Source organism: Enterobacter cloacae complex sp. 2024EL-00227 (assembly GCF_043945315.1).
Taxonomy (GTDB): domain Bacteria; phylum Pseudomonadota; class Gammaproteobacteria; order Enterobacterales; family Enterobacteriaceae; genus Enterobacter; species Enterobacter roggenkampii.
The window spans coordinates 293047-315884 of record NZ_JBIMQP010000002.1 but is presented as its reverse complement, the minus strand read 5'-3'; the positions used below and the strand labels follow the sequence as shown (position 1 = coordinate 315884).

Sequence of the window (22838 nt, the reverse complement as noted above, 5' to 3'; positions counted from 1 at the left end):
GACAAACTATGCATGATTTTTGCATATATCCTGATTGCACAGTTTTAGTTCGTTTGTTAACGAGCTTTCAGAAGGAATAACACTATGATCGCCTTGAATAAAAAATGGTTATCGGGTCTGGTTGCGGGTGCTCTGATGGCCGTCTCTGCCGGCACGCTCGCTGCGGAACAAAAAACGCTGCACGTTTATAACTGGTCTGACTATATTGCGCCGGACACGGTGGCAAATTTTGAAAAAGAGACCGGCATTAAAGTCGTCTACGACGTGTTCGATTCCAACGAAGTGCTGGAAGGAAAGCTGATGGCGGGCAGCACCGGGTTTGACCTCGTGGTGCCTTCCGCAAGCTTCCTGGAGCGCCAGCTGACGGCAGGCGTCTTCCAGCCGCTGGATAAGAGCAAATTACCGAACTGGAAAAATCTCGATCCGGAAGTGCTGAAGCTGGTGGCTAAGCACGACCCGGACAACAAATACGCGATGCCGTATCTCTGGGCGACCACCGGTATCGGCTACAACGTGGATAAAGTCAAAGCCGCGCTGGGCCCGGACGTGAAGCTGGACAGCTGGGACGTGGTGCTGAAGCCGGAAAACCTCGAGAAGCTGAAAAGCTGCGGCGTCTCCTTCCTCGATGCGCCGGAAGAGATTTTCGCGACCGTGCTGAACTACCTGGGCAAAGATCCGAACAGCAATAAGGCCGATGATTACACCGGCCCGGCGACCGATCTGCTGCTGAAGCTGCGTCCAAACATTCGTTACTTCCACTCGTCCCAGTACATTAACGACCTGGCGAACGGCGACATCTGCGTCGCGATCGGCTGGGCAGGGGACGTATGGCAGGCGGCAAACCGCGCGAAAGAGGCGAAAAACGGCGTGAACGTCTCCTACTTCATTCCGAAAGAGGGGGCGCTGGCCTTCTTCGACGTCTTCGCGATGCCGGCTGACGCCAAAAACAAAGACGAAGCGTATCAGTTCCTCAACTACCTGATGCGTCCTGAGGTTATCGCCCACATCAGCGACCACGTTTACTACGCGAACGGTAACAAGGCCTCCGTGCCGCTGGTGAGCGAAGAAATCCGTAATAACCCGGCTATCTATCCGCCAGCGGATGTGTTCGCCAAGCTCTTCACCCTGAAAGTCCAGGATCCAAAAATTGACCGCGTGCGTACCCGCGCGTGGACTAAGGTGAAAAGCGGTAAATAACCCTTTGTCACAGGCCGGGCAAGCGAAGCGCCCCCGGCAACAGGCGCACCGTTCTGGTGCGCCTGCACCATGATTTGATCTCTACCGGAGAACACCCCGTGAATGACGCGATCCCCCGCCCGCAGGCGAAAGTCCGTAAAGCGCTGACCCCGCTGCTTGAAATTCGTAACCTCACCAAATCTTTCGATGGCCAGCATGCCGTGGACGACGTCAGCCTGACGATCTATAAAGGCGAAATTTTTGCCCTTCTGGGGGCCTCTGGCTGTGGTAAATCGACCCTGCTGCGTATGCTGGCCGGTTTTGAACAGCCCACCGCCGGGCAGATCGTGCTCGACGGCGTGGATCTCTCCAGCGTGCCGCCGTATCAGCGCCCGATCAACATGATGTTCCAGTCCTACGCGCTGTTCCCGCATATGACGGTGGAGCAGAACATCGCCTTTGGCCTGAAGCAGGATAAGCTGCCGAAGGCTGAAATTACCGCGCGCGTGGCCGAGATGCTGAGCCTGGTGCACATGCAGGAGTTCGCCAAGCGTAAGCCGCATCAGCTCTCCGGCGGCCAGCGCCAGCGCGTGGCCCTGGCCCGCAGCCTGGCAAAACGCCCGAAACTGCTGCTGCTTGATGAGCCGATGGGCGCGCTGGATAAAAAGCTGCGCGACCGTATGCAGCTTGAAGTAGTCGATATCCTCGAGCGCGTGGGCGTGACCTGCGTGATGGTCACCCACGACCAGGAAGAGGCCATGACCATGGCCGGACGTATCGCCATCATGAACCGCGGGAAGTTCGTGCAGATTGGCGAGCCGGAAGAGATTTATGAGCATCCGACCACCCGCTACAGCGCGGAGTTCATCGGCTCGGTTAACGTCTTCGAGGGGCTGCTGAAAGATCGTCAGGAAGACGGTCTGGTCATCGAATCGCCGGGGCTGCAGCATCCGCTTAAGGTCGATCCGGATAACTCGGTGGTGGATAACGTGCCGGTCTACGTCGCGCTGCGTCCGGAGAAGATCATGCTCTGTGAGGATCCGCCTGCTGATGGCTATAACTTTGCCGTGGGCGAAGTGGTGCACATTGCCTATCTGGGCGATCTCTCCATCTACCACGTGCGCCTGAAAAGCGGGCAGATGCTCAGCGCGCAGTTACAGAACGAACATCGCTACCGCAAGGGGCAGCCGACCTGGGGCGACGAAGTGCGCCTGTGTTGGGATGCAGACAGTTGCGTTGTGCTGACGGTATAAGGAGCGGCCAATGAGTACACTTGAACCTCCAGCCCGCGTCGAAAAGCCGGGCGGCTTTGCCCACTGGCTGACGCGCATGCAGATGAAGCACGGCCGCAAGCTGGTGATCGCCATGCCATATGTGTGGCTGATCCTGCTGTTCCTGCTGCCGTTCCTGATTGTTTTCAAGATAAGCCTGGCGGAAATGGCGCGGGCGATCCCGCCTTACACCAACCTGTTGGACTGGGCCGACGGGCAGCTGACGCTGACCTTAAACCTGGGTAACTTCCTGCAGCTCACCGACGATCCGCTCTATTTCGAAGCCTATCTGCAGTCGCTGCAGGTGGCGGCGATCTCGACGCTCTGCTGTCTGGTGATGGGCTATCCGCTGGCGTGGGCGGTGGCGCACAGCAAGCCGTCGACGCGAAACATCCTGCTGCTGCTGGTGATCCTGCCGTCGTGGACCTCGTTCCTGATCCGCGTTTACGCGTGGATGGGCATCCTGAAAAACAACGGCGTGCTGAACAATTTCCTGATGTGGTTAGGCGTTATCGATCAGCCACTGACGATCCTGCACACCAACCTCGCGGTCTATATTGGCATTGTGTACGCCTATCTGCCGTTTATGGTGCTGCCGATCTACACGGCGCTGACGCGTATCGACTACTCGTTGGTGGAAGCGTCGCTCGATCTCGGTGCCCGTCCGTTAAAAACCTTCTTCAGCGTCATTGTCCCGCTGACCAAAGGCGGCATTATCGCCGGGTCGATGCTGGTCTTTATCCCGGCGGTGGGGGAGTTTGTGATCCCGGAACTGCTCGGCGGGCCAGACAGCATCATGATTGGCCGCGTGCTGTGGCAGGAGTTCTTCAATAACCGCGACTGGCCGGTGGCGTCGGCGGTGGCGATTGTCATGCTGCTGCTGCTGATCGTGCCGATCATGTGGTTCCACAAGCATCAGCAGAAACAGATGGGAGATCGCGGATGAACAACTTACCGGTAGTGCGCTCCCCGTGGCGAATTGCGATCCTGGTCATCGGCTTTACCTTCCTGTATGCGCCGATGCTGATGCTGGTGATCTACTCGTTTAACAGCTCCAAACTGGTGACGGTCTGGGCAGGCTGGTCGACGCGCTGGTACAGCGAGCTGTTCCACGATGATGCGATGATGAGCGCGGTGGGGCTGAGCCTGACCATTGCGGCGCTGGCGGCGACCATGGCGTCGGTGCTGGGCACGATCGCCGCGCTGGTGATGGTGCGCTTCGGGCGTTTTCGCGGTTCGAACGGCTTCGCCTTTATGATCACCGCCCCGCTGGTTATGCCGGACGTGATCACCGGTCTCGCGCTGCTGCTGCTGTTCGTGGCCCTGGCGCACGCCATCGGCTGGCCGGCGGATCGCGGGATGCTCACCATCTGGCTGGCGCACGTCACCTTCTGTACCGCCTATGTCGCGGTGGTGATCGCCTCGCGCCTGCGCGAGCTGGATCGCTCCATTGAAGAGGCGGCGATGGATCTCGGCGCGACGCCGCTGAAGGTCTTTTTCATCATCACGCTGCCGATGATTATGCCGGCGGTGATCTCTGGCTGGCTGCTGGCGTTTACCCTGTCGCTCGACGATTTGGTGATCGCCAGCTTTGTTTCCGGCCCGGGGGCGACGACGCTGCCGATGCTGGTCTTCTCCAGCGTGCGCATGGGGGTCAACCCGGAGATCAACGCCCTGGCCTCTATCATCCTCGGCGTGGTCGGAATTGTCGGATTTATCGCCTGGTATTTGATGGCGCGCGCGGAAAAACAGCGCGTGCGCGATATCCAGCGTGCAAGACGCGGCTGAAGGATTTAAAATTTCCAGTGATGTGCCGCGCATGACGCGGCACTGTTTTTCAGGGAAGTAAAACATTGGGATTATTAAAAAAATCACGTATTACGCACGCGCGTCCTAACGTACCTGCACTGGTTCAGGTGGCGGCGCTCGCCATTATTATGATCCGCTGCCTGGACGTGCTGATGATTTTAAACACCCTGGGCGTGCGCGGCATCGGTGAATTCATTCACCGCAGCGTGCAGACGTGGAATCTGACGCTGGTCTTTTTGAGCAGCCTGGTGCTGGTGTTTATCGAGATTTACTGCGCGTTTTCGCTGGTCAAAGGGCGCAACTGGGCGCGCTGGGTCTATCTGCTAACGCAGATTACCGCGGCGAGCTATCTGTGGGCCGCCTCGCTGGGGTATGGCTACCCGGAGCTGTTCAGCATTGCCGGTGAATCCAAACGTGAGATCCTGCGCGCGCTGTTTATGCAAAAGCTGCCGGATATGCTGGTGCTCTGTCTCCTCTTCGTTCCGGCCTCCAGTCGGCGGTTCTTCCGCCTGCAATAATGTGTATAATCGCAGCCCTCGTGATTCTTAAGGTTTTGATATGCAGTGCGCACTCTATGACGCCGGACGCTGCCGCTCCTGTCAGTGGTTAGAACAGCCGGTCTCTCAACAACTCACCGCCAAAATGGCCGACCTGCAACAGCTGCTGGCAGCACACGCGGTGGGCGAGTGGTGCGCACCCGTCAGCGGCCCGGAACAGGGTTTTCGCAACAAAGCCAAAATGGTGGTCAGCGGCAGCGTAGAAAAACCGCTGCTGGGAATGCTGCACCGCGACGGCACGCCGGAAGACTTAACCGACTGCCCGCTGTATCCCGACTCCTTTGCACCGGTCTTTGCCGCGCTTAAGCCGTTTATTGCCCGGGCGGGGTTAACGCCCTATAACGTGGCCCGCAAGCGCGGCGAGCTGAAATACCTTCTGCTGACCGAAAGCCAGATCGACGGCGGCATGATGCTGCGCTTCGTGCTGCGCTCTGAAACTAAGCTTGAGCAGCTGCGCGCGGCCCTGCCGTGGCTGCAGGCGCAGCTTCCGCAGCTGAAGGTCATTACGGCGAACATTCAGCCGGTGCATATGGCGATCATGGAAGGGGAGAAAGAGATTTTCTTCACCGACCAGCACGCGCTGGCGGAGCGCTTCAACGGCGTGCCGCTGTGGATCCGCCCGCAAAGCTTCTTCCAGACCAACCCGACCGTGGCAAGCAGCCTGTACGCCACCGCCCGCGACTGGGTGCGTGCGTTGAACGTTCACCATATGTGGGATCTGTTCTGCGGCGTGGGCGGGTTTGGCCTGCACTGCGCCACGCCGGAGATGCAGCTCACCGGGATTGAGATCTCTGCCGAAGCGATTGCCTGCGCGAAGCAGTCTGCCTCTGAGCTGGGGTTAACGAATCTGCGCTTCCAGGCGCTCGACTCCACGCAGTTCGCCACCGGCCAGGGCAACGTGCCGGAACTGGTGCTGGTTAACCCGCCGCGCCGCGGCATTGGGAATGCGCTGTGCGACTACCTGAGCCAGATGGCGCCGGAATACATCATCTATTCCAGCTGCAACGCGCAGACCATGGCGAAAGACATCGCTCAACTGCCGGGCTATCGCGTTGAACGCGTTCAGCTTTTCGATATGTTCCCGCACACCGCGCATTATGAAGTGTTGACGTTGTTAACCCGTAGGCCGGGCAAGGCGTAGCCGCCACCCGGCATGACCCCCGCACAATGTTCAACAAAATGTGAACTCTTCATCCCGGCGAAATCAGGTAAGCTTACGTCATAAGACATGAATATAGGCTTACCCATGAAGCAGATCCTGCTGGTAGAAGACGACCACGATATCGCGGCGCTTCTGCGACTCAATTTAGAAGACGAAGGCTACGCCATCACCCACGAGCCCGACGGGGGCAACGCCTTACAGCGTCTTGAAGCCCAGACGTGGGATGCGGTGATCCTCGACCTGATGCTGCCCAACGTTGACGGTCTGGAGATTTGCCGCCGCATCCGTCAGATGACGCGCTACCTGCCGGTGATCATCATCAGCGCCCGCAGCAGCGAAACCGACCGCATTACCGGGCTGGAAACCGGCGCCGATGACTATCTGGCAAAACCGTTCTCCGTGCAGGAGCTGATTGCGCGGATCAAAGCGCTGTTTCGTCGCCAGCAGGCGATGGGGCAGGCGCAAACCGACGGACACATTCAGGCGCACGGGCTGACCATCGATCCGCTGGCGCGCAGCGTGCTGCTTCACGGCCAGGTGGTGGATCTCACCCCGCGCGAGTTCGAGCTGCTCTACTTCTTTGCCCGTCATCCCGGCGAGGTGTTCTCCCGTCTGGCGCTGCTGGAGCAGGTCTGGGGCTACCAGCACGAAGGCTACGAGCATACCGTCAACACCCATATCAACCGCCTGCGCATCAAGATAGAGAAGGACGCCGCCGAGCCGGAGATCATTCGCACCGTCTGGGGCAAGGGCTACAAATTTGCGGAGCCGCAGCATGATGCGTCGCTTTAGCCTGAGCCAGCGCCTGACGCTGCTCTTCATCCTGCTGATGATGCTCTGCGCCGCCGTCGCCTGCGCGGTACAGCTCTACAGCAGCATGCAGTACGGTAATGCGATGGTGCAGCGGTTATCGGGCGGGCTGGCGCAGCAGATCGTTCAGCGCGAACCGATTCTGGACGCGCAGGGCAGGGTCGACCGCAGCGCGCTGAAACCGCTGTTTGGCCGGCTGATGACCTTTAATCCGAGCGTTGAGCTCTACGTTGTCTCCCCGGACGGCGATATTCTCGCCGACGCTGCCCCGCCGGGCCATATTCAGCGGCAAAAAATCGACCTGGCGCCAGTGCAGAGCTTCCTGAGCGGCACCGCCATGCCGGTACTGGGCGACGATCCGCGCAGTCAAAATCAAAAAGTCTTTAGCGCCACGCCGCTGCGGCAGGACGGCGAGCTAAAAGGCTATCTGTACATTATTTTGCAGGGCGAGGAGTCAAACGCTCTGGCGGAAATGGCCTGGCACAAGGCGCTGTGGAGTACCGTCCTGTGGTCGCTGCTGTGGGTCGCGCTGTTTGGGCTGCTGGCAGGGCTGCTGGTCTGGTACTGGGTCACGCGCCCGGTCAAACAGCTGACGGTGGAGGTCGCCGGGCTGGAGCAGGACAGCATAAGCGCCATCAGGCTGCTGGCGGCACAGACGCCGGATGCGGCGGCGAAAGATGAAGTGGCGATCCTGCGCAACAGCTTTATCGAGCTGGCGCGCAAAATCACCCAACAGTGGGATCGGCTGGCCGACAGCGATCGTCAGCGTCGTGAGTTTATCGCCAATATTTCGCACGATCTCCGCACGCCGCTCACCTCGCTGCTGGGCTATCTCGAAACCCTGTCGCTCAAATCCGCCACCCTGACGCCGCAGGAGCATCAGCAGTATCTCGCCACCGCGCTGCGTCAGGGGCAAAAAGTCCGGCATCTTTCGCAGCAGCTGTTTGAGCTGGCGCGCCTTGAACACGGCGGTATTAAACCCCAGCGCGAACGGTTTGCGATGGCAGAGCTGATTTCCGACGTGGCGCAGAAGTTTGAGCTCACGGCCCGCACGCGAGAGGTCAATCTGCATATTGACGTGCCGGGGCCGCTGCCGATGGTAAACGCCGATGTATCGATGATTGAACGCGTGGTGACCAACCTGCTGGATAACGCGATGCGCCATACGCCTGGCGGCGGAGAAATTCGCCTGGCGGTGTGGCAGGAAAATGAACAGCTGCAGGTCGAAGTGTCCGACAGCGGAACGGGCGTGGATGCCTCGCTGCGCGACGATCTGTTCCAGCGGCCGTCGGCGCTCAACACCCAGGCGTCGAGAGAGAATCGCGGCGGGTTAGGGCTGCTGATTGTGAAACGGATGCTGGAGCTGCACGGTGGCGGGATCAGGCTGATGGAGTCGGCGAGCGGGGCGCGGTTCAGGTTCTTTGTGCCGTTGTGAGAGAGTGCCGGGTGGCGGCTTCGCCTTACCCGGCCTACAGACTACCCCCCCGTAGGCCGGGCCACCCGGCAAAAAAATCTTACTGCGGGAACCACTGCTCGCTAATTTTCTGGTACGTACCGTCCGCTTTAATCGCCTTAAGCGCGCCGTTCAGTTTTTCCAGCAGGGCTTTGTTATCCGGACGTACCGCGATGCCGAGGCCCGTGCCGAAGTACTGCGGGTCGGTCACTTTTTCCGTTGCGGTGCCCAGCTGCGGGTTGGTTTTCAGCCATTCGTTCACCACGGCGGTATCGCCGAAGACGCCGTCGATACGGCCATTTTTCAGGTCGATAATCGCGTTCTGGTAGCTGTCATAGGCCACGGTTTTCACTTCCGGATGTTTGTCCTGCAGGTACTTCTGATGGGTGGTGCCGTTTTCCATCCCGATGCGTTTGCCTTTCAGCTGATCGAAAGAGGTATAAGCGCCTTTCTTCGCAATCACCACCGCCGAGTTGGCGTAGTACGGGTCGGTGAACGCGACCTGCTTGCTGCGCTCAGGCGTGATGTCCATCCCGGAGATCACCGCGTCGTATTTTTTGAACTTCAGCGACGGGATCAGGCTGTCAAAAGCATGGTTAGTAAAGGTGCAGTCGGCCTGCATCTGTTTGCACAGCGCTTTCGCCAGATCGATATCGAAACCGACGATCTGGTTGCTGGCATCCAGCGATTCAAACGGCGGATAGGTGGCGGAGACGCCGAAATTGATTTTATCCGCAGCGGATGCGCCAGCGGCGAAGGTGGCGAGTAATGCGGCCAGAACTAACTTTTTCATTGTAATGCTCCCGTCTGTCTTATTGATGCGCCGTGTCTGCGGCCTGGATGTACAATGCCAGTTAATGAATTTGTATGCAATAAAAATGATTAAGTATTGTGTTGAGCGCGAAAAAAAAGCGGATAACCCATCAGGTTACCCGCTCCATGAATACCGTTTTATGCACTTGCGTGGTTAATTCCTGCGCTCAAACGCCAGCGCTTTACGCTCAATAAGGCGCATCATCAGCGTCAGCAGGCCGTTCACCACCAGATAGACCACGCCCGCCGCACCGAACACCATCACGTCATAGGTGCGCCCGTACAGCAGCTGTCCGTGTCCCATCACTTCCATCAGGGTGATGGTATAGGCCAGCGAGGTACTCTTGAACACCAGCACCACTTCGTTGGAGTAGGAGGAGAGCGCGCGCTTAAAGGCGTACGGCAGCAGGATCGCCAGCGTGTCCTTCTTGCTCATGCCCAGCGCCCCGCAGGACTGCCACTGGCCTTCCGGAATGGCGCGGATCGCACCAAAGAACAGCTGGGTGGTATAGGCCGCGCTGTTCAGCGAAAGGGCAATCAGGGCACACAGCCATGGCTCAGAGAGCAGATGCCAGATAACCGGATATTCCTGCAGCGACGGGAACTGGCCCGGGCCGTAGTAAATCAGGAAGATCTGCACCAGCAGCGGCGTACCGGTAAACAGGGTGATGTAGCCACGCACAATCCACACCAGCACCGGCGTTTTCAGCGTCAGGATGATGGTGAAGATAAGGGCCAGGATCAGCGCCACGATAATGGACGCCACGGTCAGCGTCAGGCTGGTGTGCAGCCCTTTCATCAGCTCGGGGAAATATTCAAGCATCAGCCTGGTCTCCGTTCAAAGCGCGTCGCACGAAGGTCAATACGCTTGAGGATGTACTGACTGAGCAACGTGATCACCAGGTAGATAGCCGCCGCCACAATGTACCAGGTAAAAGGCTCCTGGGTACGGGTGGCGATGCTTTTGGTTTGCAGCATCAGATCGTTAACGCTGATCAGGCTCACCAGCGCGGTATCTTTCAGCAGCACCAGCCACTGGTTGCCGAGGCCCGGCAGGGCATGGCGCCACATCTGCGGCATGACCAGACGGAAGAAGATGGCTGACTTCGACAGGCCTAACGCCTGACCCGACTCCCACTGTCCCTGCGGCACGGCCTTCAGCGCACCGCGCAGGGTTTGCGACGCGTACGCGGAGTAGAGCAGGGAGAGCGCAATGACGCCGCACAGGAACGGGCTGACGTCGAAGTTGTCAATCTGCATCTGCACCGGGATCTGCGCAAAGCCGAGATTAATCGTGAAGCCGTCCGACAGCGTGAGCAGCAGCTGCGAGGAACCGAAATAGATGAACAGGACCACCAGAATTTCCGGTAGCCCACGCAGCACGGTGACCAGCGCGGAGCCTGCCCAGGCGACGGGGAACCATTTCGCGGATTCCCACACCGCAAAGAACATCGCCAGCACCAGGCCGATAATCAGTGCGCAAACGGCAAGGCCGACGGTCATCCCGGCGGCGCTTGCTAAAGGAAAAATTTCATTCATCAGGAATTACTTCTGGAACCATTTTTTATAGATGGTTTCGTAGGTGCCGTCTTTCTTCACTTTTTCCAGCGCAGCGTTGAATTTCTGCTGCAGCTCAGTGTTGCCCTGACGAACGGCAATCCCCAGACCGGTACCGAAGTAATCCTTATCGGTCACTTTGTCGCCCACTGGCGCCAGCTTGTCGTTGGCTTTCAGCCACTCGGTCACGACAGCGGTATCGCCAAATACGCCGTCGATACGGCCATTCTGCAGATCCAGCTTCGCGTTCTGGTAGCTGTCATATGGCACGGTGGTGATTTCCGGATGCTTATCCATGATGAATTTCTGGTGCGTGGTACCGTTCTGCACGCCCACTTTTTTGCCTTTCAGCTGATCGACAGAGGTGAATTTGCCTTTCTGACCAATGAACAGGGCAGAGTTATCGTAGTAAGGGGTGGTGAACAGCACCTGCTTTTCACGCTCCGGGGTGATGTCCATACCGGCCATTACGGCGTCGATACGGCGGAACTTCAGGCTTGGGATCAGGCTGTCGAACGCCTGGTTGCTGAAGGTGCAGGTTGCATCGATCTCTTTACACAGGGCGTTTGCCAGGTCCACGTCAAAGCCAACAATTTTGTTGTTCGCATCGATGGATTCAAACGGAGGGTAGGAGGCTTCCGTGGCGAAACGAATGGTCTGAGCTGCGGTAGCGGAAAGGGTAACGCCAGCAAGCAGCACGGCAAGTAATACTTTTTTCATTATATTTCCCCTGACACAATCAATGAGATAAATAGTTTTTGAAGGCATCGGTTTGCGGGTTAGCGAAGCAGCTCGCATCACCTTGCTCAACGATATACCCGTTTTCCATGTACACCACACGGCTGGCGGTTTTACGCGCCACTTCCACTTCGTGGGTAACGATAACCTGCGTAATGTTGGTTTCCGCCAGCTCGCGAATAATGCTGACGATCTGAGCGGTGATTTCCGGGTCCAGCGCGGCGGTGGGTTCATCAAACAGCAGTACCGCAGGCTCCATCATCAGCGCACGGGCAATGGCCACGCGCTGCTGCTGACCACCGGACAGGTGCAGCGGGTAGCGGTCGCTGTAGGGCTTGAGGCGCAGACGCTCCAGCAGCTTTTCGGCACGCGCGATGGCCTGATCTTTGCTTAACCCCAGCACGCGGCACGGGGCTTCAATCAGGTTTTGCAGCACCGTCAGGTGCGGCCAGAGATTGTATTGCTGGAAGACCATGCCGACGTTTTGACGCAGCTCGCGAATCGCTTTATCAGACGGCGTCTTTGCGAAATCAAAATGGTTACCGGCAATTGCCAGCGTACCTGAACGAGGCATTTCAAGCAGATTAAGGACGCGCAGAAGGGAACTTTTGCCTGCACCGCTTGGGCCAAGCAAAACCAGCGTTTCGCCTTCCGGGCAGTTCAGCGTGATGTCAAACAGCGCCTGGTGTGCGCCGTAGAAGCAGTTAATGCCGTTTAGTTTAATACTCATCGGGGCAGTCTTTACTCATCCAGGCAATCTATAGCAATTGAGGCCGCAGATAGTACCGTTGACAGAATAGTTATGCAATATTTCTGCGTTAAAAGTTAAATATAACCCGTATTTCCTCTTAAACATAGCACAAAATAGCGAAGGGCAAAGGCGGCGAGTATAAATGTCGGCATTCCGCGAGAAATGCCGGACATTTTACGGGGGTAACATTTTTATCACTGATGAATCAGCGGTTCTCAATCGACTGGCGCAGCGTGCCGGCCGGGGCATGCACGCTGCCGCCCACGTAGCGTACGTCGTCCACCGCCCAGCATTGGCCTTCACGGATCATCAGCACTTCGTCCTGCCAGGTTTGGCTGCCCTGCGTCAGCTTCACGCGCAGCGGAATATTGCGGGCATCCGTGTTCGGGATGGTGGACGCGCTGGTCACTTCTGCGCTGTCCGGCAGCGTGGTGCGGCTGGAGAACGGGTCGGATTTCAGCAGCGCGTTGTGCTGCGGATCGCGGGTGGCATCGTTAAGCAGTTTTGCCAGACCATCGCTCAGATACGGGCGCAGGCCGGTGAGGTCGTTGCTGCGGTGCTGAATGCGGTAATCATAGAACTGCTGCGCCACGGTGTCCGGGCCGCCCTCAATGCAGGGGCCGCTGCGGGTACCGATATCCTTAAAGGCTGGCGTGACCGTGGTGGTACAGGCGCTGAGCACCAGCGCGCAGGGCACTAAAAGTGTTAAAGCTGAATAGCGCATGTTGATTTCCTTATTTATTAACTATCCTTTCAATCATAGCGTAACGAACCGATAATGCTGTGCCTAAGGCATTGAACGCTAAAGAAGGAGAGAAACCATGCAGTTTTCAACAACGCCAACCCTGGAAGGACAGACAATAACCGAGTACTGCGGCGTGGTCACCGGCGAAGCGATTCTCGGCGCCAATATCTTCCGTGACTTTTTTGCCGGTATCCGCGATATCGTGGGTGGCCGCTCTGGCGCATACGAAAAAGAGCTGCGCAAAGCACGCGAAATCGCCTTTAAAGAGCTCGGCGAGCAGGCGGAAGCCCTCGGCGCGGATGCGGTCGTGGGAATCGATATTGACTACGAAACGGTCGGGAAAGACGGCAGCATGCTGATGGTGAGCGTAAGCGGTACGGCGGTGAAAACCCTGCGATGAGGCGTGCGTTTGCCACGCTCCTGCTGGCGCTGCTGCTGGCAGGGTGCGTTACGGAAAAGGGGATTATCGATAAAGGTGCCTACGAGCTGGATACACGTCATCAGGCGCAGGCGGCTTACCCGCGCATCAAGGTGCTGGTGATCCACTACACCGCGGATGATTTTGACAGCTCGCTGGCCACGCTGACGGATAAAAACGTTAGCTCTCACTATTTGATCCCTGCCAACCCCCCGGCGCCGGACGGCAAGCCGCGCATCTGGCAACTGGTTCCCGAGAGCGAGCTGGCCTGGCATGCGGGCATTAGCTTCTGGCGCGGCACCAACCGGATTAATGATACGTCCGTGGGGATTGAGCTCGAGAACCGCGGCTGGCAAACGCGTGACGGCGTGAAAACCTTTACCCCGTTTGCGCCTGCGCAGATTGCAGCGCTGATCCCGCTTGCCAGGGACATTATTGCCCGCTATGACATTCAGCCGCAGAACGTGGTTGCCCATGCCGACATTGCCCCGCAGCGTAAAGACGATCCCGGCCCGCTGTTTCCGTGGCAGCAGCTGGCGCAGCAGGGGATAGGTGCCTGGCCCGATCCCGCGCGCGTGGCGTTCTATCTTAACGGGCGGCCGCGCTATCAGGAGGTCGAGCGCGGTGCGCTGCTTGATGTGCTGAAACGCTATGGCTACGAGGTGCCGGACAACGCCACGGAACAGCAGCAGAAGAGGGTGATCAGCGCGTTTCAGATGCACTTCCGCCCCGCGCTGTGGAACGGCGTGGCTGACGTAGAAACCCTGGCCATCGCCGAGGCGCTTTTAGAGAAGTACGGGCAAGGGTAGTCCTCAGGGCTGCCCCTGACCAGGCCGTATTACCTTAGTTTTCTTGAGATTAATCTTAAGTACATTCTCAATTCATTTTTAGTTAATTGACTTAAAAGTACCCTCATTTAAGATAGACGTATAGCTTGCTAAGTATTTATAAAAAATAACACCTGCATAGTGATTTTTATTATCACTTCTCCTTGAAGTTTTTTATCAGGTTTATACGAATAGTTTCGGTGGTTCCACCGTGGCCATTTTTTATCTAAAATTTACATCTTAATTCGGGTATAACAATGTTAAGCATTTACGGCAGAAAATTACGTCCTCATCATGAAATAGAAAAAATCATTTCCGCAACGGAAGGATTTGAAGAAAAATCGTTAAAGAAATGGCAAAAAATTTCCACCGTCGATAATGAATTTATTCATATTATCGTCAGCGGTGAAGTGGAATTCCGCCGCGAATCCGACGAGCTCTGCTTGTTCACCCTGCAGGGGCAGTGCATTTTTGGACTCTCTTCCATTTTTTATCATTCGTCCCATATGTATGGCCTGGTCCGCTCGAATACCGTTGTGCGCTCGATTCCGAAAAGCGTTTTCTCTCAACTGATGACCGAGAAAGGCTTGTGGCCTGAACTCACCAAGGTGCTGGCCTGGTATATCTGTCTCCTGAGCAAGCGCGATGACGTGCTGGTTGCCCGCAGCGCCTATTCTGTCGTGCGCGAATTTTTGCTGGAAATTAATGAACTGATTGTACATCATCAACGCGATATTAATGTTTATGATTATATTCAGGAATACACCAGCCTGGCGCGCAGTACGATTATAAAAATCCTCTCCGATCTGAAAAAAGGTCAATACATTGTGGTGGAAAAGGGTCGGCTCCTTAATATCACCAACCTGCCTGAAAAATATTAACTATTCCAGCCGGTCTCCCTTTTTACTTAATGGAGACCGGGAACTTTCTTTATGTAATGTGCCCGCCTGAGTATTATCCTGCGTTTCGTCAATCGGCGGTGCGGGTATTTTCCCTTGCGAATAATCCTTCTCTTGTTCATTTAACGCCTGCTTAAACAGTTCGGTTAATGATGCGTCGTCACCCTCCGTGCGGGGGGAGACGGCATCGTCGTGCGCTTCCGTTCCGGGGAGGGTATCCCGCGAGGTATCGTGCGGCACCGTGCCGTCAGGCATCTGCTGCCAGTCGGCGTCGTCGCTGTTAATCGGCAGATCCTGCATGGCAGGAACGTCGGCCTGCACCGGGACGGGTTTCGGGTGCGGATGCGGGAACGGCTTGCTCACGTACACGTAGTGCATATCGGAAAGCTGCGTCTCGGGCTTCGCCACGTTCACTTTTTTTACCGGCTCCGGCGCAGGGTGGCGCAGTTGCCAGTATACGTGGGCGTACAGCCCCGCCATCAGCATGACGCAGAGGCTTACTATTCCTAAAAAGGCGTTAGAAGCGATTTTTCTCAGACGGGGAATGCGGTACGAAAACCAGACCGCCTCCCCGGAAACGTAGCTGCGCTGAGCCGCAAGACAGATGGTAGACATTAGGAATGCTTCTCCTGCGTTTTCGCGTCCGGTGCGGCATGGGGGGTCTGAAGCAGCACGCTCGGCGTGGTGTTAGTGTCGCGCATCAACTGCATCAGCGTCTCTTCACCCGGGATACCGTCGACGCGCAGATGCATTTTTTGCTGGAACTCGCGGGTACGTTTCATCATCTCCGTCGTCCAGGTTTGAGCGTGGGTTTCCGGCTCGGCAAGGGCCTGGCTCAGCTGCTGATCCAGCCACCCCATGTCCTTCGCATCGCTGGCGGCGCTGATGGCGTCTTTGCCTTCCGGCGTCAGGCGGTGGAGCTGGGTATAATTGCCGGTGGCATGCTGGTTAAACCAGTGACGGCTTACCTGCCAGGTGCGGTTATTCATCAGCAGGTCGAGTGAGTTATCCCCGACGCGGGCGACCACGGCATAGTTAAGGTGGTTGCCGGTTTTCAGTTCACTCACCCACGGATATCCTTCCTGTGCCAGCGCGTCCGGTGAGGCATTTCCCTGCTTACACATCAGGTTCACCTTCGCGGCGTTCTGGCACAGGGCATCGTCCGCCGAGGCGTCATACCCCCACATCAGATAGAGCTGATGCATCGCATCCGGCTGATTAACCACCTCGTTGTCGATAGCCGGCACCACCGGCGCCTGCTCGATGGGCGTCTGCTGTTTCCAGCTCGCGGGCACCGGCAGTTGAATCGGAAGTCTTGCTCCGATCGAGGAGGTCAAATACCAGCCGCAGGCAGCGAACAGCACGGAGGCGAACAGCCCCACGGTAGCCAGGCGCATACCGTGTTTTTTCGCAGGCAGGATCTCACCGGCCGCCAGGCGCAGATGACGCGGGCTAACCTGTTCTGCACGTTCGGTCCAGGCGGCGAGCATCGACAGGTGCGCCAGCTCGTTCAGCTTGCTGATTTTCCCTTTGGTCAGCGCATGCATTTTACGCACGCGCGCCGGGGTCAACGGCGAGTGCTCACACCCGTGCGCTTCACACTGCGCCTGAACGTAGCTGAGAAACTCCCGGCAGGTAAGGGGGCGCAGGGTGTGGCAGGTATGCGCATATTCACGCAGTTCAGACTGCTGCATCAGAACGGCTTCCCGATCCGCTGCACCCATCAGTACGACGGACAGACGAAACTCCAGCTCTTGCGCGCGCGTCAGCAGCAGAGCCAGCACCTCCCGACAGGTCTCTTTCATGGCATCGGTATGGCTAATCACCAGCACTTTCGTCCTGCTTTTTCCCCCCTGCCACTGGTGCAGGATGGCATCCACCGCCTGAAGCCGGTTTTTGCTCTCTTTCGTTCCCGGGTTGAGTTTATACAGCAGGCTACTGGCACTCAGTTTTGGAAACGCGTTGATGGCAATAACGTCAGGGGTTGCGGATTTCAGGGCGTCGCTGAACTGGCCCAGCAGCGGGGCATCATCAGCAAAGAGCCCAATAATCCCCGCCTGTTGGGTTTTCTCTTTCAGCAGGTTGAAAATATCCTGGTGATACGGCACGAAGAAATCGCCCGAGGCGCGGGTGATTTTTCGAAAAGGCGGGTGATTAAATTTAAAATGACTCTGATACATAACGACTTACCGTCTCTGGGCATGAATAGCAATGGCCCAGAAAAGTACGGCAAGGGTGCGTCATGGTCAATTTACGGGCAGGGTAAAAATAACCTGTCGGCTACCTCTAACACTGGTTTTTTTGACGGTCAATCTTTTTCTTTATCAAAGTTAACGGCGAAGCAGGTGGTCGATTGTCAGGCCGCTAATTACTATTTATGTCACATATTGGCGCAGCATGACGCTGCTTATTTCCGCTTTGCTAAAGGCCAGATGAATAATGAGGCTCTCACTTTTTTCACGGTGGATAACGCCCTGTATTATGTTTGTATTGCTGATTTTTTGCGGTCAGCAAGGCTACGTCATTTTTAAAGATTATAAAAAAGTGACGAATAAACTCGCGAACGCAGCGGCGAAACCGCAAAAAAAACGTCAGGAAGAAAAGACATTTTCACTTTTCACCGCCGCCGTGCGTCAGGACAACCTGCCAGCGGCCGGAAAAGCCCCGCTCGCTGCCGAAATTGAGGGGATCGTCCGCAGCGACGATGCCTGGTTGTCCTTCGCCGTGATCAAAACGCCGGGTGGTCAAAAGAGCTATCGCGAAGGCGAAGCGCTGACCGGTTTTAACGATGCCTTTATTCAGGAAATAAACAAAGACAATGTGGTGGTTAATTACGAAGGTGCTACGCAGGTACTGGCGTTAAATAAACCTGACTATTTTAAGGGCGGCGTTGACAGCGGCCCGGTAACCCAATCGACGAAAGATGCTGGTGCTGAAAGCGTGCATCTGGATGATTATCTGGTGTTAAAGCCACTTATCGAAAAGGGCCAACTGGAAGGCTACAACATTAATCCAAGGAATGCCTCTGACTTCTACAGTCATGCCGGTCTGGAAAAAGGTGATGTGGCGGTAAAAGTCAATTCTGTCGATATGACCGATGCAAAAAAGGCAAAAGATATTATTGCCAACTGGTCGAAAATGAAAGAAGCGGAGGTCGTCGTCAGACGTCACGCTCACCTTGAAAATATTCGGGTCAATGTTCTAAACAATTAACAAGTGTACAGACATGAAGAAATTTCCTTGGGCGTGCGTGGCGCTGACCGCATTGTCGTTATATTCCAGTTCGCTGCTCGCAGCTAACTTTAGCGCCAGCTTTAAAAACACCGATATCCGCGAATTTATTGATACGGTAGGCCGCAATCTGAACAAAACCATTCTGGTCGACCCGTCCGTGCAGGGCACGGTGTCGGTCAGAACCTATAACGTGTTGACGGAAGACGAATATTACCAGTTTTTCCTGAGCGTGCTGGACCTGTACGGCCTGTCGGTGATCCCGATGGATAACGGCATGGTTAAAGTGGTGCGCTCGAGCATTGCCCGCACCGCCGGTGCGCCGCTGGCCGACGGTAAAAATCCGGGCAAAGGCGACGAGATCATCACCCGCGTCGTGCGCATGGAAAACGTGCCTGTTCGCGAGCTGGCGCCGCTGCTGCGTCAGCTCAACGATGCCACCGGCATCGGTAACGTGGTCCACTTTGAGCCGTCCAACGTCCTGCTGCTAACCGGTAAAGCCTCGGTGGTGAACCGCCTGGTGGATCTGGTTCAGCGCGTGGACAAAGACGGTATTCAGCGTCGTGAAATCGTGCCGCTGCGCTTTGCGTCCGCCAAAGAGCTCTCGGAGATGTTGAATAACCTCAACAACGAAGAGCAGAAAGGGCAGAACGCGCCGCAGCTGGCGACCAAAGTGGTGGCCGATGACGAAACCAACAGCCTGGTGATCAGCGGTTCGGAAGATGCGCGCGCGCGGACCCGCTCCCTGATCCATCAGCTGGATCGCGAGCAGAACAACGAGGGGAATACCCGCGTCTTCTATCTCAAGTATGCCAGCGCCACCAAGGTGGTGCCGGTACTCACCGGCATCGGCGAGCAGCTGAAGGACAAGGCCGGCGCGCCGAAGTCGAAAACCGCGCCAGCGTCCAGCGATCTGAACATTACCGCCGACGAAGCAACCAACTCGCTGGTGATTACCGCCCAGCCTAACGTGATGAACTCCCTTGAGAAGGTGATCGACAAGCTCGACATCCGTCGTCCGCAGGTGCTGGTGGAAGCCATCATCGCGGAAGTGCAGGACGGGAACGGCCTGGATCTCGGCGTGCAGTGGACCAGCAAGCACGGCGGCGTGCAGTTCGGCTCCACCGGCCTGCCAATCAGCCAGATTAAAAATGGCACCATGAAAGGGGCGAGCTTCACTGGCCTGGCGACCGGCTTCTTTAACGGTGATTTTGGTGCGCTGGTGACTGCGCTTTCCACCGACGGCAAAAATGACATCCTCTCCACGCCAAGCGTGGTCACGCTGGATAACAAAGAAGCGTCGTTCAACGTGGGCCAGGATGTGCCGGTACTTTCCGGTTCGCAAACCACCAGCGGCGATAACGTCTTTAACTCCGTTGAGCGTAAGACGGTCGGTACCAAGCTGAAAATTGTGCCGCAGATTAACGATGGCGACATGATCCATCTGAAGATTGAGCAGGAAGTCTCCAGCGTCGACAACAGCGCGACGGAAGACTCCAGCCTCGGCCCGACCTTCAATACGCGCACGATCAATAACGAAGTGATGGTCCACAGTGGCCAGACGGTGGTGCTTGGCGGTCTGATGGAAAATGTGACCAAACAGTCCGTGTCCAAAGTGCCGCTGCTCGGCGATATCCCGCTGGTCGGTCAGCTGTTCCGCTACACCTCCCAGGATACCTCCAAGCGCAACCTGATGGTGTTCATTCATACCACCGTCCTGCGTGACGACGACAACTACAGCGCGGCCTCGAAAGAGAAATATGACCAGATCCGGGTGCGCCAGATGCAGCGCGTGGAAGAGAAAAAGCTCGGTATTGTTGAGCCGAGCGACAATGCCGTCCTGCCCGCGTTTCCTTCAGCAAGCCCTCACGCCGCACCGGTGAAAACCCGCGCGACACGCAATCCGTTTAAAGAGTAAGGCGGAGGGGCAACGTGGACGAACTGAGTAAAACACTGTGTAGCAGCAGCTACGCAAAAGATAACGGCGTTCTGCTTTACAACAATGACGTCTATATCCGTGAGGACACCCCGGCGTTAGCACTGCTGGAAGTGCGCCGGGTGTTGGGCCGCGCGTTCGTCCCGGTTACTGTGACGCCGGAAGCGTTTGACGAGATGCTGGCCAAAATCTGGCAGCAGAGCAGCGGCGTTTCACAGCAGCTGGTGGACGACATGGATGCGGATATCGACCTGATGGCGTTAACCGAGGAGATCCCGGATAACGAAGATCTGCTTGATAACGACGAAAACTCGCCGGTGATCCGCCTGATCAACGCCATTCTCGGCGAGGCGGTTAAGGACGGCGCGTCGGATATCCATATCGAAACCTTCGAGCGCACGCTGAGCATTCGCTTCCGCGTTGACGGCGTGCTGCGCCCGGTGCTGCAGCCGGCACGTAAGCTCGCCCCGCTGCTGGTGTCGCGTATCAAGGTGATGTCGAAACTCGACATTGCCGAAAAACGTCTGCCGCAGGATGGCCGTATCTCACTGCGCATTGGCCGCAAGGCGATCGACGTGCGCGTCTCGACCATTCCGTCCCAGTACGGCGAGCGCGTGGTCATGCGCCTGCTCGATAAAAGCAATCTCAAGCCCGACATCAACAAGCTGGGCCTGATCGATGAAGAGCTGGAGAAGTTAAAAGGGCTGATTGAGCGCCCGCACGGCATTATCCTGGTCACCGGGCCGACAGGCTCCGGTAAAAGTACCACCCTGTACGCCATTCTTTCGGCGCTGAACGGTCACGAACGCAACATCCTGACCGTGGAAGACCCGATCGAATATGAGCTGGAAGGGGTGGGGCAGACGCAGGTTAACCCGCGCGTGGACATGACCTTTGCCCGCGGGCTGCGCGCTATTCTGCGTCAGGACCCGGACGTGGTGATGATCGGGGAAATTCGTGACGGTGAAACCGCGCAAATTGCGGTACAGGCGTCGCTCACCGGTCACCTGGTCATGTCTACGCTGCACACCAACAGCGCCGCCGGGGCGATTACGCGTCTGCGGGACATGGGGCTGGAGTCCTTTTTAATCGGTTCATCGTTGCTCGGTGTCATTGCCCAGCGTCTGGTGCGTCGGCTGTGTACGCACTGCCGGACCACCAGTCCGCTGGATGCCAATGAAAAAGCGCTGTTCAGCTTTATGGAGGCGCCGCCAAAAGCCATTTATCGCGCGGTGGGCTGTGAACACTGCCGCCAGAGCGGCTATCAGGGCCGTGCCGGTATTCACGAGTTCCTGGTGGTGGACAGCGCCATGCGCCGCGCCATTCATGAAGATAAAGACGAAATGTCCATTGAGACGCAGCTCTTTAAGCAGGCTTACAGCCTGCGCGAAAACGGGCTGCTGAAGGTGATTAGCGGCGTCACCTCGCTGGAAGAGGTGATGCGTGTGACCGCCGAGCGCGGGGGGGATGCGTAATGGCCTTCTACGCCTGGACGGCGACGGATGTCGCAGGCAAAACCCAGCGCGGCACGCTGCAGGCCGAGGGGCAAAAGCAGGTTCGCCAGATGTTGCGCGAGCAAAAGCTGATGCCCGTCAGCATCAGCGAAACCCGTGAAGCGGCGTCTGCCGGAAAAGCAAAAACCGGAGCCAGGCTCTCCACGCCGGTGCTGTCGATGTTTACCCGTCAGCTCTCCACGCTGGTCAACGCCGCACTGCCGCTCGAGAGCGCGCTGAAGGCGATCTCGAAGCAAACGGAAGACAAAAAGCTGGCGGCAATGGTGGTGGAGATCCGCGAGAAGGTGGTGGAAGGTCACACCCTGTTCGACGCCTTCAGCCAGTTCCCGCGCACCTTTGACAAGCTCTACTGCACGCTGGTGATGGCCGGTGAAAAAACCGGCCACCTGGGCGACGTGCTGGAGAAGCTGGCGGAGTACAACGAGCAGCGCCAGAAGATGAAGAGCAAGCTGACGCAGGCGATGGTCTACCCGATTACCCTCACCGTGGTCGCCATCGCGGTCATCAGCATTCTGCTGGTGGCGGTGGTGCCGCAGGTGATCGAGCAGTTCACCCACATGAAGCAGCAGCTGCCGATCACCACCCGCACGCTGATTGCGGTGAGCGATTTCCTGCAGGCGTACGGGATCTACATCGTGGGGATCCTCGGCGGCGGGTTTGTTGGTTTTAAGACCTGGCTCAGAAACGCCAAAAACCGTTTTCGCTGGCACAGCTGGCTGGTGAACGGCTCGCCGATTAAAAAGCTGGTGTGCGCGATCAACAGCGCTCGCTATATCCGCACGCTCAGCATCCTGCAGGCGAGCAGCGTGCCGCTGCTTGAAGGGATGTATATCGCGATGGACGGTATCGAAAACCTCTACGCCCGGCAGGTGCTGGAGCAGGCGGCGGATACCGTGCGTCAGGGGGCCTCGCTCTATGCCGCGCTGGAGCAGGCGAAATTATTCCCGCCCACCATGCTGTACATGATTGCCTCCGGCGAAGAGAGCGGCGAGTTAGGCAACTTAATGGACCGCGCGGCGGAAAACCAGGAGTCGGCGCTACAGCATCGTATTACGTTAACGCTCTCGGTATTTGAACCGGCGCTGGTGGTCTCCATGGCGACGATTGTTTTATTCATCGTGCTGTCAATATTACAGCCGCTTCTGCAACTTAATAATATGGTAGGTTAAAT

24 protein-coding genes are annotated in these 22838 nt (G+C 57.1%); 16 read left to right on the top strand and 8 right to left on the bottom strand.

All coding sequences use genetic code 11. The features are described 5' to 3' along the window. Positions 1-84: 84 nt before the first annotated feature. The 8 genes from potF to ACHH0Z_RS04430 all read left to right on the top strand — a co-directional run bounded on the left by potF (position 85) and on the right by ACHH0Z_RS04430 (position 8220). Entirely contained in the window at positions 85-1197 is a 1113-nt protein-coding gene (gene potF / locus ACHH0Z_RS04465; RefSeq protein ID WP_008503444.1) for a spermidine/putrescine ABC transporter substrate-binding protein PotF, read from the top strand. A gap of 98 nt (positions 1198-1295) precedes the next feature. Continuing rightward, positions 1296-2429, top strand: a complete 1134-nt coding sequence (gene potG, locus ACHH0Z_RS04460) for a putrescine ABC transporter ATP-binding subunit PotG (RefSeq protein WP_021240929.1) — start codon at positions 1296-1298, stop codon at positions 2427-2429. A gap of 10 nt (positions 2430-2439) precedes the next feature. After that, positions 2440-3393: a putrescine ABC transporter permease PotH gene (gene potH, locus ACHH0Z_RS04455; RefSeq protein WP_021240928.1), complete on the top strand. Its 954-nt coding sequence runs from the start codon at positions 2440-2442 to the stop codon at positions 3391-3393. Then, complete coding sequence (gene potI, locus ACHH0Z_RS04450) at positions 3390-4235, top strand: putrescine ABC transporter permease PotI (RefSeq protein ID WP_008503447.1); 846 nt, start codon at positions 3390-3392, stop codon at positions 4233-4235. The genes potH and potI overlap by 4 nt, the downstream gene beginning before the upstream one ends. 65 nt (positions 4236-4300) lie before the next feature. Further along, the gene (locus tag ACHH0Z_RS04445) at positions 4301-4774 is read left to right on the top strand and encodes a YbjO family protein (RefSeq protein WP_021240927.1); all 474 of its coding nucleotides are present in this window, start codon (positions 4301-4303) and stop codon (positions 4772-4774) included. Between the two features lie 40 nt (positions 4775-4814). Further along, entirely contained in the window at positions 4815-5954 is a 1140-nt protein-coding gene (rlmC, locus tag ACHH0Z_RS04440) for a 23S rRNA (uracil(747)-C(5))-methyltransferase RlmC (protein ID WP_023343656.1), read from the top strand. A gap of 105 nt (positions 5955-6059) precedes the next feature. Further along, positions 6060-6767, top strand: coding sequence for a response regulator transcription factor (locus ACHH0Z_RS04435; protein WP_025912904.1), 708 nt, complete (start codon positions 6060-6062; stop codon positions 6765-6767). Further along, a complete protein-coding gene (locus ACHH0Z_RS04430) occupies positions 6751-8220 on the top strand; it encodes an ATP-binding protein (RefSeq protein ID WP_045405969.1) in 1470 nt (489 codons plus the stop codon). Before ACHH0Z_RS04435 ends, ACHH0Z_RS04430 begins: the two co-directional genes overlap by 17 nt. 79 nt (positions 8221-8299) lie before the next feature. Here ACHH0Z_RS04430 and artJ read toward each other — a convergent pair whose 3' ends face one another. The 6 genes from artJ to ACHH0Z_RS04400 form a co-directional block, all read right to left on the bottom strand. Further along, complete coding sequence (gene artJ, locus ACHH0Z_RS04425) at positions 8300-9031, bottom strand: arginine ABC transporter substrate-binding protein ArtJ (RefSeq protein WP_021240923.1); 732 nt, start codon at positions 9029-9031, stop codon at positions 8300-8302. A 174-nt stretch (positions 9032-9205) separates the two neighbouring features. After that, the gene (gene artM, locus ACHH0Z_RS04420) at positions 9206-9874 is read right to left on the bottom strand and encodes an arginine ABC transporter permease ArtM (RefSeq protein ID WP_008500034.1); all 669 of its coding nucleotides are present in this window, start codon (positions 9872-9874) and stop codon (positions 9206-9208) included. After that, on the bottom strand, positions 9874-10590 hold the full coding sequence (gene artQ / locus ACHH0Z_RS04415; RefSeq protein ID WP_025912907.1) for an arginine ABC transporter permease ArtQ: 717 nt from the start codon (positions 10588-10590) through the stop codon (positions 9874-9876). Before artQ ends, artM begins: the two co-directional genes overlap by 1 nt. A 6-nt stretch (positions 10591-10596) precedes the next feature. After that, the gene (artI, locus tag ACHH0Z_RS04410; protein ID WP_008500032.1) at positions 10597-11328 is read right to left on the bottom strand and encodes an arginine ABC transporter substrate-binding protein ArtI; all 732 of its coding nucleotides are present in this window, start codon (positions 11326-11328) and stop codon (positions 10597-10599) included. A gap of 19 nt (positions 11329-11347) precedes the next feature. Further along, entirely contained in the window at positions 11348-12076 is a 729-nt protein-coding gene (gene artP / locus ACHH0Z_RS04405; protein ID WP_008500030.1) for an arginine ABC transporter ATP-binding protein ArtP, read from the bottom strand. A gap of 226 nt (positions 12077-12302) precedes the next feature. Next, positions 12303-12821 (bottom strand): lipoprotein, encoded by a 519-nt coding sequence (locus tag ACHH0Z_RS04400; protein WP_045405973.1) that lies wholly within the window; start codon positions 12819-12821, stop codon positions 12303-12305. A gap of 97 nt (positions 12822-12918) precedes the next feature. Between ACHH0Z_RS04400 and ACHH0Z_RS04395 the strand changes: the two genes are divergently transcribed. The 3 genes from ACHH0Z_RS04395 (at position 12919) to ACHH0Z_RS04385 (ending at position 14968) form a co-directional block, all read left to right on the top strand. Continuing rightward, positions 12919-13242: a heavy metal-binding domain-containing protein gene (locus ACHH0Z_RS04395; protein ID WP_008500028.1), complete on the top strand. Its 324-nt coding sequence runs from the start codon at positions 12919-12921 to the stop codon at positions 13240-13242. After that, positions 13239-14069, top strand: a complete 831-nt coding sequence (locus ACHH0Z_RS04390; protein WP_044596920.1) for an N-acetylmuramoyl-L-alanine amidase — start codon at positions 13239-13241, stop codon at positions 14067-14069. Before ACHH0Z_RS04395 ends, ACHH0Z_RS04390 begins: the two co-directional genes overlap by 4 nt. Before the next feature lie 275 nt (positions 14070-14344). Then, positions 14345-14968, top strand: a complete 624-nt coding sequence (locus tag ACHH0Z_RS04385) for a helix-turn-helix domain-containing protein (RefSeq protein WP_023292914.1) — start codon at positions 14345-14347, stop codon at positions 14966-14968. Here the strand turns inward: ACHH0Z_RS04385 and ACHH0Z_RS04380 are convergent, their stop codons facing one another. Together ACHH0Z_RS04380 and ACHH0Z_RS04375 are read right to left on the bottom strand one after the other, a co-directional pair. Further along, the gene (locus tag ACHH0Z_RS04380; protein ID WP_045405975.1) at positions 14969-15601 is read right to left on the bottom strand and encodes a hypothetical protein; all 633 of its coding nucleotides are present in this window, start codon (positions 15599-15601) and stop codon (positions 14969-14971) included. Next, on the bottom strand, positions 15601-17166 hold the full coding sequence (locus ACHH0Z_RS04375; RefSeq protein WP_045405977.1) for an ExeA family protein: 1566 nt from the start codon (positions 17164-17166) through the stop codon (positions 15601-15603). The genes ACHH0Z_RS04380 and ACHH0Z_RS04375 overlap by 1 nt, the downstream gene beginning before the upstream one ends. On the opposite strand from ACHH0Z_RS04375, the gene ACHH0Z_RS04370 reads away from it, so the two are divergent. From ACHH0Z_RS04370 to gspF, 5 genes are read left to right on the top strand one after another with little or no spacing between them, the layout of a single operon-like run. Next, on the top strand, positions 17152-17517 hold the full coding sequence (locus ACHH0Z_RS04370) for a hypothetical protein (RefSeq protein WP_126287221.1): 366 nt from the start codon (positions 17152-17154) through the stop codon (positions 17515-17517). The genes ACHH0Z_RS04375 and ACHH0Z_RS04370 overlap by 15 nt on opposite strands. Then, entirely contained in the window at positions 17468-18199 is a 732-nt protein-coding gene (gene gspC, locus ACHH0Z_RS04365; RefSeq protein WP_025912911.1) for a type II secretion system protein GspC, read from the top strand. Before ACHH0Z_RS04370 ends, gspC begins: the two co-directional genes overlap by 50 nt. Positions 18200-18212: 13 nt before the next feature. Continuing rightward, the gene (gspD, locus tag ACHH0Z_RS04360; protein ID WP_023343662.1) at positions 18213-20135 is read left to right on the top strand and encodes a type II secretion system secretin GspD; all 1923 of its coding nucleotides are present in this window, start codon (positions 18213-18215) and stop codon (positions 20133-20135) included. A gap of 14 nt (positions 20136-20149) precedes the next feature. Further along, positions 20150-21628, top strand: coding sequence for a type II secretion system ATPase GspE (gene gspE, locus ACHH0Z_RS04355; RefSeq protein WP_045405979.1), 1479 nt, complete (start codon positions 20150-20152; stop codon positions 21626-21628). Beyond that, positions 21628-22836, top strand: a complete 1209-nt coding sequence (gene gspF, locus ACHH0Z_RS04350) for a type II secretion system inner membrane protein GspF (protein ID WP_023343664.1) — start codon at positions 21628-21630, stop codon at positions 22834-22836. Before gspE ends, gspF begins: the two co-directional genes overlap by 1 nt. Positions 22837-22838: the final 2 nt, after the last annotated feature.